The following is a 16,011-nucleotide window of genomic DNA, read 5'->3' as shown; positions in this document are numbered from 1 at the left end:
TCCAAACGTTTTGTAGTAGGAAGTCGCGCACTACTACCCGAAAAAAGTGGGCCGGATTATGCCAGAAAAGCCCAAAAAAAGTAGGGCCCTCCCGTCAGTACGGCGTAAATCCGGCGTTTGTCAGGAGATTTACCTGCACTGAACCGATTCAGTGACGAGTATCTGACGGTGCCTCGACACCCGCTCCAGCGAACAATTGAGCAACGTCTGCTCCATCGAACAGATAGCGCTCATTGCAAAACTGACAATCGATTTCGATGGCACCACCATGCTCGATGACCAGTTGCTGCGCATCTTCCAGACCCAGACTGACCAGCGCATTACCGGATCGTTCACGAGAGCAACTGCACTGGAAGCGCAGCGGCAGCTCGTCGAACAAGCGCACGACTTCTTCGTGGTAGAGACGATGCAGTACCGTTTCATTGTCCAGACTCAGCAACTCGTCGGCGTTCAAGGTGCTCGCCAGAGCGGTAATATGCTGCCAGCTGGCCTCACGTTCTTCTGGATCGCGGATGCGGTCGACAGGCAACTGTTGCAGCAACAGGCCACGGGCGCGCCGCCCGTCGGCATAGAGCCAGAATCTGGTATTGGTTTGCTGGGACATTACGAAGTAATTGGTAAAACATTCAGCCAGGGACGCGCCGTCGAGATCGACAATGCCCTGGTAGCGCTTGCCATGGGTCGGATCGACCGTCAGGGCCAGCACACCATCGGGCATCAGGTCGGCCAGCGTCGCGCCAGGTGCGATCTGATCGGCATGATAGCGGGCCAGGCCTCGAATCTCGCGCTCACTGGAACATTCGATCATCAGCATCGGCACCGGGCCTTCGGAGCGAGCCTGGAGGATCAGCAAGCCATCGAATTTCAACGTACCGATCAACAGCGACGCCGCCGCCATCAACTCACCGAGCAGTTGCGCGACCAGCTCCGGATAGGGATGTTTGGCAAGGACCTCGGCGTAGCTGCGCTCCAACGCCACCAACTCGCCACGGGCGTCGATGTCATCAAAGATGAAACGTTGGGTGCAGTCGTTATCCGGTAAATCAGTCATAAGGATGGGTATCTGAGGTGATGGCAAAGGATGCCGGACATTTTATGGGCATTCAGAGGTGGTTCCAAGCAAGGGAGGGAATGGGGCTGGACAGCCACACCATTTCGTTGCATCCAACACCAACCTGTGGCGAGGGGATTTATCCCCGCTTGGGCACGCAGCGGCCCTGTCTTTTTGGGGCCGCTACGCAGCCCAGCGGGGATAAATCCCCTCGCCACAGATGGATCCCCTCAGACAATGCGGTTCTGGGAGCATTTTTATTCGCTGTTGCTACCACGAAACTTGAACAGATCCCGGCGCTGTTTCTTGCTCGGCTTGCCATCGGTACTGACCCCCAGGGCACCGGCCTTGCGTTGGGCAGCGGCGGCTTCGCGCCTGGCGATGCTGGCCTCGGTTTCGCGATACAGGGTCTGCGCTTCAGGCGCTCCACGCCGCACGATCGACAACGCCTCGACCACCACGGTCTTTTCATCGAACCCGGCGCGAATGACATACTCGTCCCCAATGCGGGGTTCCTTGCCTGGCTTGCAACGCTCGCCCCGATGGTGGACCTTGCCGCTTTCAATGGCAGCCTTGGCGAGCGCACGTGTTTTATAGAATCGTGCCGCCCACAACCATTTATCGAGACGGACCTTGTCGTCCTCTTCCTGTTTTTGTGCCACTGCAATTCCTCTTTCTGCCAATAACCAGAACTGTACTACCGTTTTTGTCGGGCGCACGAATCCACGCCGACAGATAGAATGCCGACCGAACCGGCCTCACCGGCAAATCCTGGCATTGGAGTCGAGTGCACGAATTAGCCACGCAGGCCACTGGATAACTGTCGTCATTTTGTGATTATTCTGTGCACATGCCGCAACTCGCGGGCTCTCTGATCCGAAGTACCGATCACAGGTTGTTTTTATTGAAGACATTTGACCATTTGACCGTTGTCGGTCTGCGCGAGTGGGTGGCGCTCCCGGATCTGGGAGTCGCGGGCCTACGGGCAAAAATAGACACCGGTGCCAGTACCTCCAGCCTGCACGCCACCGACATCGAGCTATTCGAGCGTGACGGTGAACAGTGGGTACGCTTCACCGCGCACCTGGGTACGGTGGTGCAATTGCGTCATCGTCGCTGCGAAGCCCCGCTGGTGGCGCGCAAGACAATCAAGAGTTCCAACGGTCATGCCCAGGTCCGCTACGTGATCAGCACCACGCTAGCCCTCGGGGATCGAATCTGGCGGGTCGAGTTCACCCTGGCTTGCCGCAAGTCCATGCGCTATCGCCTGCTGTTGGGCTCCAAGGCCTTGATCGACGGGCAGTTGGTGGTCAATCCAGGCATCAAATACGTTCAAGACAAGCCGGCATTCCCGGTGTCCACTACCTCTGCCACAGGTGTTGCATGAAGATCGCTGTGCTGTCGCGTAATCCGCGTCTGTATTCCACTCGTCGTCTGGTTGAAGCCGGGACAGAGCGTGGCCATGAAATGGTGGTGGTCGACACCCTGCGCGCCTATATGAACATCGCCAGCCACAAGCCGCAGATCCACTACAGGGGCCAGCCGCTGGAAGGGTTCGACGCGGTGATACCGCGCATTGGCGCATCCGTGACCTTCTATGGCTGCGCCGTGTTGCGCCAGTTCGAAATGATGGGGGTGTTTCCTCTCAACGAATCCGTGGCCATCGCCCGCGCCCGGGACAAGCTGCGCTCGCTGCAACTGCTGTCGCGGCGCGGTATCGGCCTGCCGGTCACCGGCTTTGCCCATTCGCCCGACGACATTCCCGACCTGATCGCGATGGTCAATGGTGCTCCGCTGGTTATCAAGGTTCTGGAAGGCACCCAGGGTATCGGCGTGGTTCTTTGCGAAACCGCGACGGCGGCAGAATCAGTGATTGAAGCATTCATGGGCCTCAAGCAGAACATCATGGTCCAGGAATACATCAAGGAAGCTGGCGGCGCCGACATCCGCTGCTTTGTGGTCGGCGACAAGGTCATCGCTTCGATGAAGCGTCAGGCCCGGCCTGGGGAGTTTCGCTCCAACCTGCATCGCGGTGGCAGCGCCAGCCTTATCAAGATCACCCCCGAAGAACGCATGACCGCCCTGCGCGCCGCAAAAGTCATGGGCCTGGCCGTGGCAGGTGTCGACATCCTGCGCTCCAATCACGGCCCGCTGGTGATGGAGGTCAATTCTTCGCCTGGCCTGGAAGGCATCGAGACCACCACGAGCAAGAACGTGGCGGGAATCATCATCGAGCATCTGGAAAAGAACGGCGGGCCGAACATGACCCGCACCAAGGGCAAGGGTTAAGGCAGCCCTCTTGTAGGAGCGAGCCTTTGTGGGAGCTGAGCTTGCTCGCGATAAACGATAACGCGGTTTTCAGGTAAACCGCGGCGCCTTCATCGCGAGCAAGCTCACTCCCACAGGGCTCGCTTGCAAAAGTTTGCTATACCGCATCCCTGGGCAACATCAACCCCAGCGGCAACCGCACCCGCGCTTCGAGTCCGCCACCGACGCGGTTGCGCAGCTCGACGTTGCCACCGTGCATCGAGGCAATACGCTTGACGATTGCCAGGCCCAATCCCGTGCCCTTTCCGCCCCGGGCACGGTCGCCACGGGTGAAGGGATTGAAAATGGCTTCCAGCTCCGACGGATCAATGCCAGCGCCGCGGTCCATGACGCTCAGTACCACATAGGGCGCGTTGGTGTCGCCAGAGACATAGGCCGCTACCTCGACGCCAGTCCCGGCGTGGTTCAGGGCATTGCCGATCAGGTTGTTCAGCAACCGCTTCATCGACACCCGGCGCAACGGGAACGGCTGGATCGGCTCCAGCTGCAGGTGCACTTTTTCCTCACCCTGGTTATAGGGCGCGACCACTTCCCGTACCAGTTCGCTGAGGTCCACTTCCTCCACCGACTCATCACGTCCGTCGCGAATGAACGCCAGGAACTGGTCAAGAATCGCATCCATGTCTTCGATGTCACGCACCATTTCACGGGTCAGGTCAGTGCGCTCGCCCATCAATTCCAGCGACAGCCGCAACCGGGTCAGCGGTGTGCGCAGGTCGTGGGAGACCCCGGCGAGCATCAGTTCACGCTCGCGCCCGGCCTGTTCGACGTCCTCGGCCATCTGATTGAAGGCTCGGTACACCTCGGTCATTTCACTGGGGGTGTCACTGATGGGCAGCCGCACGCTGCGCCCCTGGCCCAACTGTCGGGCTGCGTAGACCAGGCGTTTCAACGGTTGGTTGAGCTGGCTGACGAAGATCCACGCCGACGCTGTCGACAATAGACCGATAGCCAGGAACCAGCCCAGCACGTTCCAGATTTTCTGGCCACGCAGGGGGTGCGGATACAGCGGCACCTTCAGCCAGCCATCTCCCAGGCTTGGGGCTCGCACCCACAGCGCCGGCGGTGAGTGCATACGCAGGCGCACCTCGGTATCGGCGCCCAGTTCGGCCTGCATCTGCCGTTGGTAGATTTCGCTGTAGGGCCAGTGCTGTTCGCCCTCGGGCACACCGGCACCGACCACCCGGATCAGCGTCGCCGCCTCAGCAATCTTCGCCCGATTGGTTTCATCGGCAGCCCAATAGGCCCGCAAGGTCAAGGCAACGCCATGACTGTATTGGCGGTCCACCAGAACGTCTTCGTTCATCAGCAGGTAGACCAACGTCAGTGCCTTGGAAAAGAGCACGACGATCAGCACCAGCCAGAGGGTGCGGGAAAAGAAACTCTGGGGAAACCAAACCGGGGTTTTCATGGATAGCCGCTACACACTTGCAGGAGCGAGCGATGCTCGCACACTGACGGACCGCGAATCGCCTGGAAAAAAGAACTCAATTCTGCCAGGCCACCCGCTCCTACAAATCGCCGATCACTTGCTGGCGGCGCCATCCGGCACGAATACATAGCCCACGCCCCAGACGGTCTGGATATAGCGCGGCTTGGAAGGATCGGGTTCGATCATCCGGCGCAGGCGCGAAATCTGTACGTCGATGGAGCGCTCCAACGCGTCCCACTCGCGACCACGGGCCAGGTTCATCAGTTTGTCCCGGGTCAGCGGCTGGCGGGCGTTCATCACCAGGGCCTTGAGCACGGCGAACTCACCGGTGGTCAGCATGTGGACTTCGTCGCCACGCTTGAGCTCACGGGTTGCCAGGGACAGCTCGTAGTCGCCGAAGGTCACGCTTTCATCTTCGCTGCCCGGGGCGCCAGGCACCGGGGCCGACTGACGACGCAGGACTGCCTTGACCCTGGCCATGAGTTCGTCGGGATTGAACGGCTTGGCCAGGTAATCGTCGGCGCCCAGTTCCAGGCCCTTGATACGGCTCAACTCGTCGCCTTTGGCGGTGAGCATGATGATCGGGATCTGGTTGTTCGCGCCGCGCAGGCGGCGGCAGGCCGTCAAGCCGTCCTCGCCAGGCAGCATCAGATCGAGTACCACCAGGTTGAAGACTTCACGAGCCAGCAGCCGATCCATCTGTTCGGTATTGGATACGGAGCGGGCCCGGTAGCCCTTGCTGACGAAAAAGCGCTCCAGCAGGCTGCTCAGCCCCGGGTCGTCGTCAACGATAAGAATTTTTTCGCCTTCAGCAGTTTGTGCGGTGCTGCTCATAGGAAGCTCCTTTGATCTCGGCGCGCATTATGGCCTAGCTGCCGTTATACGCACCGTGTGCATTGTTAGCAGATTTTTCCTCCATCTCCACCCATACGGGCATCGGACCTACAGACCATGACATCCCCGAAGAACGGAACGCTGGTTATAATGCGCGGCCTTTTGTGCCCGGGAATGTCGGATCGTTACTCCCGACGAGCTTTTTTCCTTTGGCCAGGCAGCACTTTTTGAATTTCGCGGGTCAACAGGCAGCCTCTCTTGACCCAGGCAGCGGCCCACGCCAGGCCGCTCAACCAGTCTCGCCGAGCCTTGTTCCTGCGCCGGCGGGCCTGATTTCATAATTTGTCAGGTGGTTTTATGGACAGCATCAACAGCCGCATCGCCGAGGAACTCGGCGTACGCCCGCGACAGGTCGAAGCGGCCGTCGCGCTACTCGATGAAGGCTCTACGGTGCCTTTTATCGCCCGTTACCGGAAAGAAGTGACCGGCAGCCTCGATGACACTCAATTACGTCATCTGGAAGAGCGCCTGCGCTACCTGCGTGAACTCGACGAACGGCGTATCAGCATCCTGGCCAGCATCCAGGAACAGGGCAAACTGACCCCTGCGCTCGAACGCGACATCAAGTTGGCGGACACCAAGACCCGCCTCGAAGATTTGTACCTGCCCTACAAACAGAAGCGCCGCACCAAGGGCCAGATCGCCCTGGAAGCCGGGCTTGGCGAACTGGCCGATGGACTGTTCAACGACCCGACCCTGGCGCCTGAAACCGAAGCCGCGCGTTTCGTCGATGCCGAAAAAGGCGTGGCAGACGTGAAAGCAGCGCTGGAAGGCGCCAAGTACGTCCTCATGGAGCGCTTCGCCGAAGACGCCAACCTGCTGGAAAAACTGCGTAACTTCCTCAAACAGGAAGCCATCCTCAGCGCCCGGGTTATTGCAGGCAAGGAAGAGGAAGGGGCGAAGTTTCGTGATTACTTCGAACATGACGAACCGCTCAAGAGCATGCCGTCCCATCGCGCCCTGGCTATTTTCCGTGGACGCAACGAAGGGATCCTCAGCTCCGCACTGAAGGTTGGTGATGAGTTGCCTGGCACCATGCACCCCTGCGAAGGCATGATCGGCCAGCAGTTCGGCATACAGAACCAGAACCGTGCCGCCGACAAATGGTTGGCAGAGGTGGTGCGCTGGACCTGGAAGGTCAAGCTCTATACCCACCTGGAAACCGACCTGCTGGGCGAATTGCGCGACAATGCCGAGACCGAGGCAATCAACGTCTTCGCCCACAACCTGCACGACCTTCTGCTGGCAGCACCAGCCGGCCCCCGCGCCACTTTGGGCCTGGACCCGGGCCTGCGGACCGGCTGCAAGGTGGCGGTGGTGGACTCCACCGGCAAGCTGCTGGACCACGCGACGGTCTATCCGCATGTCCCGCACAACAAATGGGATCAGACCCTCGCGGTACTCGCGGCCCTGTGTGCCAAACATTCGGTGGACCTGATCGCCATCGGCAACGGCACCGCCAGCCGCGAAACGGACAAACTGGCCGCCGAGCTGATCAAGAAATACCCGGCCATGAAAATGACCAAGGTCATGGTGTCCGAGGCCGGCGCTTCTGTGTATTCGGCGTCGGAGCTGGCGTCCAAGGAGTTTCCCGACCTGGACGTGTCGATCCGTGGCGCGGTATCGATTGCCCGCCGCCTGCAGGATCCGCTGGCGGAACTGGTGAAGATCGACCCGAAATCCATTGGTGTCGGCCAATACCAGCACGACGTGTCCCAGTTGAAACTGGCACGCGGCCTGGACGCCGTGGTGGAGGACTGCGTAAACGCCGTGGGCGTGGACGTGAACACCGCTTCGGTGGCGCTGTTGGCACGGATCTCGGGCCTCAACGCTACGCTGGCGCAAAACATCGTGACCCACCGCGATGAGCACGGCGCGTTCAAAACCCGCGCCGCGTTGAAGAAAGTCCCGCGCCTGGGGGAAAAAACCTTCGAACAGGCCGCCGGCTTCCTGCGCGTCATGAACGGCGACAACCCCCTGGATTCGTCGGCCGTCCACCCTGAAGCCTATCCGCTGGTGCAACGCATCGCCGCCCAGACCGATCGCGATATCCGTTCGTTGATCGGTGACGCCTCGTTCCTCAAGCGCCTGGATCCGAAGAAGTTCACCGACGAAACCTTCGGTCTGCCTACCGTCACCGACATCCTGCAAGAACTGGAGAAACCGGGCCGCGACCCACGTCCCGAGTTCAAGACCGCCGAGTTCCAGGAAGGCGTCGAAGACCTCAAGGATCTGCAGCCCGGCATGATCCTCGAGGGCGTGGTGACCAACGTCACCAATTTCGGCGCGTTCGTTGACATCGGCGTGCATCAGGACGGCCTGGTGCACATTTCGGCACTGTCGGAGAAGTTCATCAAGGACCCGCGCGAAGCCGTGAAGGCCGGTGACGTGGTGAAAGTGAAGGTCATGGAAGTCGACATTCCGCGCAAACGCGTCGGCCTGTCGATGCGCATGAGCGACACCCCCGGCGAGAAAGTCGACGGCGCCCGTGGCCCTCGTCCAGGCTCGGCGCCGCGCCAGTCGCAGAACACTGCACCGCGCAAGGAAACCGCCACGGCGGCCCCGGCCAACAATGCCATGGCCTCGCTGTTCGCCAACGCCAAACAGTTGAAGAAACGCTGATGGACGCGCCGACCGGGCTGGTGGAAAGCGCCTTCTTCAAGCTGCTCGGCTGCCGACTGCACAACCTGGGGGATGGGGTGGCGCAAGTCGCCCTGGCCCTGGAGCCGCCGTTGCGCAATCGTGGCGGCAAGCTGCACGGCGGCGCGCTATTCAGCCTGGTGGACATCGCCATGGGCCTGGCTTGCTCCAGTGTCCATGGTTTTGACCAACAGAGCGCGACCATCGAATGCAAGATCAACTACATTCGCGCCGTGTCCGAGGGCGAGGTACTGTGCACCGCCCGGGTCCTCCACCCGGGCCGGCGCACGCTGGTGGTCGAGGCTGAGGTGACCCAGGGCGACAAGCTGGTCGCAAAAGCACAAGGCACCTTCGCTGTCCTATAGCTCCCTGTCATCGATTTGAGTTAATTTCGGCGCAACAGAAACAGCGTCGCAACTCCCTGTGGGAGCGAGCCTGCTCGCGATTGCGGTGCGTCAGTCGCCTCGATGCAACTGATGCGCCGCAATCGCGAGCAGGCTCGCTCCCACAAAGGACTGCGGTAATCCGTTCTTGGCCGTACAAAACCAGGCGATAACGCCAGTTTCAACTTCACCCTTGTAGAGCGACTTGCCCACCCCCATATTGGGGCGACTGACGCGTGAAGGAATTCAACTTGAGCGACCTCTTAAACCGCCGCCTGGCCCTGCTCGGCGAGCGCGCCAACCTCTCCCTGCTCGAGCAGTGCCTGCACGGTATCGAACGTGAATGCCTGCGTGTCACGAGCAGCGGGCGCCTGGCCTTGACCCCGCATCCCGAAGCCCTGGGCTCGGCGCTGACCAACGAGCAGATCACCACCGACTATTCCGAGTCGCTGCTGGAGTTCATCACCCCCGCCCTGGCGGACCCGGCCGACACCCTGAGCAGCCTCGACAGGATCCACCGGTTTGTCTACAGCAAACTCGGTGACGAATACCTGTGGAGCCCGTCGATGCCATGCCCGCTGCCGGCGGAAGAAGAGATCCCGATCGCGTATTACGGCACCTCGAACATCGGTCGGCTCAAGTACGTCTATCGCCAGGGCCTGGCCCTGCGCTACGGCAAGACCATGCAATGCATTGCCGGGATCCATTACAACTTCTCTTTGCCGGAAAAACTCTGGCCATTGCTCCGCCAGGCCGAGGCGCCAGATGTCAGCGACCGTGATTTCCAGTCGCAGGCCTACATCGCGCTGATCCGTAATTTCCGTCGCTACAGCTGGCTGCTGATGTACCTGTTCGGTGCCTCGCCGGCCCTGGACGCCGGTTTCCTGCGGGGTCGCCCACACCAGTTGGAACAACTGGACCCGGACACCCTGTACCTGCCCTATGCCACCAGCCTGCGCATGAGCGACCTGGGTTACCAGAGCAACGCCCAGGCCGGCCTGACGCCGTGCTACAACGATCTGGCCAGCTACACCGACAGCCTGCGCAAAGCGGTGGCGACGCCCTATGCGCCGTATGTCGAAGTCGGCACGCACCAGAACGGCGAATGGGTACAGCTCAACACCAATATCCTGCAGATCGAAAACGAGTACTACTCCAACATCCGCCCCAAACGCGTGACCTACACCGGCGAACGTCCGATCCAGGCCTTGATGGCCCGGGGCATCCAGTACGTCGAAGTACGCTGCCTGGATATCAACCCGTTCATGCCACTGGGCATTGACGTCACCGAGTCCCGTTTCCTCGATGCGTTCCTGTTGTATTGCGGCCTCAACGAAAGTCCGTTGTTCGAAAACAGCGAATGCGGAAATGCCACGGACAACTTCCTGACCGTGGTCAAGGAAGGCCGCAAGCCGGGCCTGCAGTTGCTACGCCAGGGGCAATCGGTGGACATGCAAGCCTGGGCCATCGAACTGCTGGAGCAGATCGCACCGTTGGCATCGTTGCTCGACCAGAGCCACGGTGGCGATGCTCACCGCCAAGCCCTGGATGCGCAACTGGCGAAGGTGCGGGACCCATCCTTGACGCCCTCCGCACGGGTGTTGGCGGCCATGGCGGAACATCAGGAAAGCTTCGCCCAGTTCTCCTTGCGCCAGAGCAAGGCCCACGCCGAGTTCTTCCGTGCCGAACCATTGCCGGCCCAGGAACAGGCCGCGTTCGAAGCCTCCGCTCGCGAATCCCTGGCCCAGCAAACTGAGCTGGAGCAGAACGAAGTGGGGGATTTCGACGTGTTCGTTGGTTCTTACCAGGCGAGCATTCTGGCGATCAGTAACTGAAGGGAGCTTGCTTCCGCTCGGCTCTTTGTAGGAGTTGCCAAAGGCTGCGATCCTTTGGCTTTTGATCTTGATCTTTCGCTCGCGACTCAATTGCCTGGGAAAAGATCGCAACCTCGCTTCGCGAGGCAGCTCCTACGGGCATAGCGGGAAGGAGTAAACATCAGACTCCCTCGCCACAGCGTTTGCGTTCAGCTTTGGTGTTACTCCGCCGAAGAAGGCTTCTCCCAGAGATTGATACCGCCCTCTTGGGCAAATCGATCGATCTCCGCCAGTTCCTCGGCACTGAATTCCAGGTTCTTCAGCGCTCCGACGTTCTCAATGATCTGCTCCGGGCGGCTCGCGCCGATCAGGGCAGACGTGACCCGAGGATCGCGCAAGGTCCAGGCCAGGGCCATCTGTGCCAGGCTTTGACCGCGTCGCTGGGCGATCTCGTTGAGGGCGCGCACGTGGGCGATGTTCTCCTCCGACAAGTGCGAAGCCTGCAGCGAGCCGCCACCCGGACGATTGACTCGCGCATCGGACGGGATGCCCTTGAGGTATTTGTCCGTGAGCAGGCCCTGGGCTAGCGGGGTAAAAGCGATCACACCGGTACCCAATTCGTCGGTGGCCTCCAGCAGGTCTTTTTCCACCCAGCGGTTGAGCAGGTTGTAGGCTGGTTGGTGGATCAGCAAGGGGATTTTCCACTCGTTGAGCAACGCGGCCATTTCACGGGTCTTCACCCCGGAATAGGAAGAAATCCCGACGTACAACGCCTTGCCCTGTTGCACTGCCGTGGCCAAGGCGCTGGCGGTTTCTTCCAGCGGGGTATCCGGATCGAAACGGTGGGAATAGAAGATATCCACATAGTCGAGTCCGAGCCGTTGCAAGCTTTGGTCGAGGCTGGCCAGCACATACTTGCGCGACCCGCCGCCCTGGCCATACGGTCCGGGCCACATGTCCCAACCGGCCTTGCTGGAGATGATCAGCTCGTCGCGGTAGTGCTTGAAATCCTCACGCAACAACCGACCGAAATTGATCTCGGCACTGCCATAGGGTGGCCCGTAGTTGTTCGCCAGGTCGAAGTGGTTGATGCCCAGGTCAAACGCCGTGCGCAGCAAGGCACGCTGGGTGTCTATTGGAGTGCTGTCGCCGAAGTTGTGCCACAACCCCAGCGACAACGCCGGCAACACCAGCCCGCTACGACCAACGCGGCGATAGGGAATGGACTCGTAGCGGTTTTCAGCAGCGATGTAGGTCATCGAAGGCTCTCTGTTCGGGGACGGCGCGGATGGCAGAAGCTAACATTTCACAGACGCATCAGTCAGGTCGAAAGTTCGCGTAGTCGCCCGGAAAGAGCATTGCAGCGAGATCAAATGTGGGAGCGAGCCTGCTCGCGATAGCGGCGGAACAGGCAATGATACGTAGGCAGAAAAGGCCTCATCGCGAGCAGGCTCGCTCCCACAGATGGTGCAACGATCACAAGCCCGAAATAAGCGCTAACGCGCCCCGGCAAACACCTCTGTCATCCAATCGACAAACACCCGCACCCGCGGCGAAAGGTGACGGTTGTGGGGGTAGAGCACCGATATCGGCATGGACGGCGGAGGGGTGGCCGTGAGGACTTCCTGGAGCAGGCCCTGCTGGATCTGCGTTTCCATTCGATAGTGCGGGCATTGGATCAGGCCCAGGCCGGCAATAGCCGAAGCGGCGTAGATTTCAGCACCGAACACCGAGAGCGCACCGTCGATAGTCACTTCCTTGAGTTCGCCTTCGACCATGAACTGGAACGGATACTGTTTGGCGCTGGTGCGAGAAACGTAGTTCACCGCCCGATGCCGGCTCAGGTCGTCGAGGTTTTTCGGTTCGCCGTACTGGCGCAGATAGGCGGGGCTGGCGCAGGTGATCTGCCGCAGGTTGGCGACGCGCCGGCCGATCAATGACGAATCCCCCAGCGTGCCGGCCCGCAGCACGCAATCGACCCCTTCGCTGATCAGGTCGACTAAACGATCGGCCTCGCTGATGGACAATTCAATGTCCGGGTATCGGGCCATGAATTGCGGCAGCGCCGGGATCACGAAATGCCGGGCCAGGGTTCCGTGCAAGTCGACCCGCAGCCGTCCCTTGGGCGCCACGCTGCGGAACGCCAGCTCGGCCTCTTCAAGTTCCGCCAGCAGTTGCACACAGCGCGGGTAATAGGCCTCGCCATCCAGTGTCGGTCGTACCTTGCGGGTGCTGCGCTCCAGCAGGCGCACGCCCAACCAGGCTTCAAACTGATTGAGGGTATGAGTCAGCGTGGCCCGGGGCAGGTGCAGGTCTTCGGCGGCCAGGGTAAAACTGCTGCGCTCGTAGATGCGTACAAACACCCTCATCGCCTTGACCTGATCCATTGAATGCCCACGCCCTGATTGTTGGTGATTATTGAACAGTCAAGGCAACTCTCGTGCATTTATCGACGTGAGTAAACATGTGAATCTGGATTCACTCCACTCAACGAAGGACTTCCAGCCATGTCGACTCAAATCTCCAAAGTAGCCATCATCACCGGTGCCTCCCGCGGCATCGGCGCAGAACTCGCCAAGCAACTGGCTCACGACGGCTTTTCTGTCGCCGTCAACTACGCCAGCAGTGCCACCGAAGCCTCGAAGCTGGTGGTGCAGTTGCGCCAGGCCGGTCACCGGGCCATAGCGATCAAGGCCGATGTGTCTTCTGCCGTCGACGTTCGCCGGATGTTCGATGAAACAGAAGCGCAGTTGGGCAAGGTCGATGTTTTGATCAACAACGCCGGCATCCTGCAGGTAGCGCCCCTGGTGCAACACAGCGACGAATTGTTCGATCAGACTTTCGCGATCAACACCCGGGGCACTTTCAATACCATGCGCGAAGCCGCGACCCGTCTGAACGATGGCGGCCGCATCGTAAACTTCTCCAGCAGTACCGTTGGCCTGAACCTGCCCGGCTATTCGGTGTACATCGCCAGCAAGGCAGCGGTGGAATCGCTGACACAGGTATTCGCCAAGGAGCTGCGCGGCCGTCAGATCACCGTCAATGCCATCGCTCCCGGCCCGGTGGCGACCGAACTGTTCATGCACGGCAAAAGCGAAGAGCAGATCCAGCAACACGCCAAGATGCCCCCTCTGGAGCGCCTCGGCCAGCCGGAGGACATCGCCAGCATCCTTTCCTTCCTGGTGAGCCCTGCCGCCGGCTGGGTGAATGGCCAGATCCTGCGGGCCAACGGCGGGCTTGTCTGAGTCACCGCCCGATCAGCGCACCAGATGCAGGAACTGCATGTGCCGTTCGTACTGATCGAGGACGTCGTTGATGACCTGCTCCCGGGTATAACCCACCAGGTCGTAGTCCTGGCTACCCTCGCTCAAATGCACCTCGGCACGATAGTAACGACGGTTGTTGATCTGCTTGGAGCCCATGCCGCCCCGGGCGAAGGATGGCGTGAAGTAGCCGCGCATCTGCACCTGGTAGATGAACGGGTGTTGCTCGCCATGGCCGATCTCCAGGCTGACGCTGTCGTTGGCCGGATCTGGCTGGGTCTCCACCGTCAGCCCCTTCTCGGCGAACACCGCTTTCACTTCCTCGACGGCCGGACGTACCGTGGTGTCGAGGAAGCGATAGACCTCGTCCCGAGACGGGAAATGCACCGCCTGGCTCAAGCGTTGGCGCCAGCCACCCTTGCCTCGCCGCGAGGCCGACACCGGAGCCAGGGAGTGCAACTGCGCGATCTGCTTCTGGGACTCGAGGTGAAACGCCTTGTGCAGGCCCCACATCATCAACAACAGAATCAACGAGAACGGGAGTGAAGTCAGCACAACCGCCGACTTCAACGCATCAATGCTTCCGGAAAACAGCAGCGCGCTGGTCACCAGGGCGGTCATCGCTCCCCAGAACACCCGCAGCCATTTCGGACCGTCTTCATCGGGATTGCCGCCCTTGGCCGAGAGCGTTGAAAGCACCACGGTGCCAGAGTCGGCCGAGGTCACAAAGAACACGAAACTGATGAACACCGTGACTGCGATGACCGTCTTGCTCCACGGGTAGGTTTCCAAGAGCAGGTAAAGACTCATCGACGGATTGTCCAGCGCCGACATGCCCAGGGCGCTCATGCCGTGGTTCAGCACCTGGTCGATGGCGCTATTGCCGAAAATCGACATCCACGCGAGCGTGAAACCCAAGGGAATCAGCAGCACGCCAAACACGAACTCACGGATGGTACGACCACGGGATATCCGTGCGATGAACAGCCCCACGAAGGGCGACCAGGCGATCCACCAGGCCCAATAGAAGACCGTCCAGCCTCCCAGCCAGTCACTGGGCTTGTCGTAGGCATACAGATCGAAACTCTTCATCGGCAGGGCGCCGAGGTAATCACCCACGTTCTGGATCAGGGTATTGAGCAAATGCTGGGTGGGCCCGGCGAACAGCACGAACAGCAGCAGCGCGCAGGCCAGCAACATGTTGATGTCGGACATGACCCGCACGCCCTTATCGACGCCGGCCACCGCCACGATGATCGCCGCTCCCATCATCAGCACGATCAGGCCGACCTGAATCCATTGGGTATGAGGAATGCCCAGCAGGTAGTCGAGACCGGAGTTGAGGTGCAGGACCCCAAACCCCATGTCGGCGCCGAGGCCGAACACGGTCGCGATGATGCCGAAGCCGTCGACGGCATAGCCGATGGGGCCGTTTATGCGTTTGCCGATCAGGGGATACAACGCCGAACGCAGGGCCAGTGGCAGGTTATGCCGATAGGCAAAGTACGCCAGGGCCATGCCGACGAACGCAAACACGCCCCAGCCGTGCAGGCCCCAATGCAGAAACAGTATTTGCATGGCCTGGCGCGCTGCGTCGGCAGTGCCGGCCTCGCCTTGAGGCGGCTGCGCCAGATGGGTCAGCGGTTCGGAGACGCAAAAGAAGAACAGCGTGATGCTGATCCCGGCGGCGAACAACATTCCGGCCCAGGACAGGTAACTGAATTCGGGCTCGTCGTGGTCGACACCAAGCTTGATCTTGCCGTAGCCGGACAAGGCGGTGACCACCACGAAGACCAGATACAGGGCCATCGCCAGCAGGTAATACCAGCCGACCGTATTGGCCGCCCAGTTCTGCGCCGCCAGTAGCCAGGCACCGGCTTGCTCGGGCATGGCAATCACCACCAGGCCGAACAGCAGGATAACCGTCGCCGCGAAGTAGAACACCGGCGGGTTCATGCGGACCAGGCCGCTGGGTGGAAGGGACGAGGCACTCATGAACGAAGCACCCCGAAGTGGGAAACCGTGACAGTGGATAACAGACTCAGCAAAGGCAAGCCTCCTGTTGTGAGCGGGCAGCAAACCAATGGTTTAACTTGAATGAACGTTCAATTTAAACATGAATAGGCAGCTAAGGACTAATCGTCGGGCTCGGCGGTACGTGCTTCACGCTAGCCCAAGGGAAGGTATGACGTTGCTCAGCGTT

Annotated in this window: 13 protein-coding genes; 6 read left to right on the top strand and 7 right to left on the bottom strand. The window is 60.5% G+C overall.

Translation table 11 applies throughout. The features are described 5' to 3' along the window. Positions 1-148: 148 nt before the first annotated feature. Both hslO and AD665_RS18625 read right to left on the bottom strand, forming a co-directional pair. On the bottom strand, positions 149-1,051 hold the full coding sequence (hslO, locus tag AD665_RS18630; RefSeq protein WP_053193120.1) for an Hsp33 family molecular chaperone HslO: 903 nt from the start codon (positions 1,049-1,051) through the stop codon (positions 149-151). Between the two features lie 257 nt (positions 1,052-1,308). After that, positions 1,309-1,713, bottom strand: coding sequence for an RNA-binding S4 domain-containing protein (locus tag AD665_RS18625; RefSeq protein ID WP_024777984.1), 405 nt, complete (start codon positions 1,711-1,713; stop codon positions 1,309-1,311). A 242-nt stretch (positions 1,714-1,955) separates the two neighbouring features. Here AD665_RS18625 and rimB point away from each other — a divergent pair, with 242 nt between their 5' ends. Together rimB and rimK are read left to right on the top strand one after the other, a co-directional pair. Continuing rightward, positions 1,956-2,438, top strand: coding sequence for a retropepsin-like aspartic endopeptidase RimB (gene rimB, locus AD665_RS18620; protein ID WP_024777983.1), 483 nt, complete (start codon positions 1,956-1,958; stop codon positions 2,436-2,438). Then, positions 2,435-3,340, top strand: a complete 906-nt coding sequence (gene rimK, locus AD665_RS18615; protein WP_024777982.1) for a 30S ribosomal protein S6--L-glutamate ligase — start codon at positions 2,435-2,437, stop codon at positions 3,338-3,340. Before rimB ends, rimK begins: the two co-directional genes overlap by 4 nt. Positions 3,341-3,476: 136 nt before the next feature. Here rimK and AD665_RS18610 read toward each other — a convergent pair whose 3' ends face one another. Continuing rightward, positions 3,477-4,790 carry an ATP-binding protein gene (locus tag AD665_RS18610; protein ID WP_024777981.1) on the bottom strand — a complete coding sequence of 438 codons (1,314 nt, stop codon included), beginning with the start codon at positions 4,788-4,790 and terminating at the stop codon, positions 3,477-3,479. Positions 4,791-4,904: 114 nt separating this feature from the next. After that, positions 4,905-5,645 carry an osmolarity response regulator transcription factor OmpR gene (gene ompR, locus AD665_RS18605; protein ID WP_024777980.1) on the bottom strand — a complete coding sequence of 247 codons (741 nt, stop codon included), beginning with the start codon at positions 5,643-5,645 and terminating at the stop codon, positions 4,905-4,907. A 357-nt stretch (positions 5,646-6,002) separates the two neighbouring features. Between ompR and AD665_RS18600 the strand changes: the two genes are divergently transcribed. The 3 genes from AD665_RS18600 (at position 6,003) to gshA (ending at position 10,563) form a co-directional block, all read left to right on the top strand. Further along, positions 6,003-8,327, top strand: coding sequence for a Tex family protein (locus AD665_RS18600; RefSeq protein WP_053193116.1), 2,325 nt, complete (start codon positions 6,003-6,005; stop codon positions 8,325-8,327). Further along, positions 8,327-8,710, top strand: coding sequence for a PaaI family thioesterase (locus AD665_RS18595; protein ID WP_024777978.1), 384 nt, complete (start codon positions 8,327-8,329; stop codon positions 8,708-8,710). The genes AD665_RS18600 and AD665_RS18595 overlap by 1 nt, the downstream gene beginning before the upstream one ends. A 269-nt stretch (positions 8,711-8,979) precedes the next feature. Beyond that, a complete protein-coding gene (gene gshA, locus AD665_RS18590) occupies positions 8,980-10,563 on the top strand; it encodes a glutamate--cysteine ligase (protein ID WP_053193113.1) in 1,584 nt (527 codons plus the stop codon). Between the two features lie 200 nt (positions 10,564-10,763). On the opposite strand, the gene mgrA is transcribed toward gshA, so the two are convergent. Together mgrA and AD665_RS18580 are read right to left on the bottom strand one after the other, a co-directional pair. Next, positions 10,764-11,801 (bottom strand): L-glyceraldehyde 3-phosphate reductase, encoded by a 1,038-nt coding sequence (gene mgrA / locus AD665_RS18585; RefSeq protein ID WP_024777976.1) that lies wholly within the window; start codon positions 11,799-11,801, stop codon positions 10,764-10,766. Between the two features lie 237 nt (positions 11,802-12,038). Further along, on the bottom strand, positions 12,039-12,929 hold the full coding sequence (locus AD665_RS18580; RefSeq protein WP_024777975.1) for a LysR family transcriptional regulator: 891 nt from the start codon (positions 12,927-12,929) through the stop codon (positions 12,039-12,041). A 120-nt stretch (positions 12,930-13,049) separates the two neighbouring features. On the opposite strand from AD665_RS18580, the gene AD665_RS18575 reads away from it, so the two are divergent. Beyond that, positions 13,050-13,790, top strand: a complete 741-nt coding sequence (locus tag AD665_RS18575; protein WP_024777974.1) for an SDR family oxidoreductase — start codon at positions 13,050-13,052, stop codon at positions 13,788-13,790. 12 nt (positions 13,791-13,802) lie between these two features. Here AD665_RS18575 and betT read toward each other — a convergent pair whose 3' ends face one another. Further along, positions 13,803-15,764, bottom strand: a complete 1,962-nt coding sequence (gene betT, locus AD665_RS18570; protein WP_170167960.1) for a choline transporter BetT — start codon at positions 15,762-15,764, stop codon at positions 13,803-13,805. Positions 15,765-16,011: the final 247 nt, after the last annotated feature.

The sequence above is a fragment of the Pseudomonas corrugata genome (assembly GCF_001269905.1).
Lineage (GTDB): Bacteria > Pseudomonadota > Gammaproteobacteria > Pseudomonadales > Pseudomonadaceae > Aquipseudomonas > Aquipseudomonas corrugata.
Note: the sequence above shows the minus strand (reverse complement) of the source record. Positions and strands in the feature narration are given on the sequence as shown.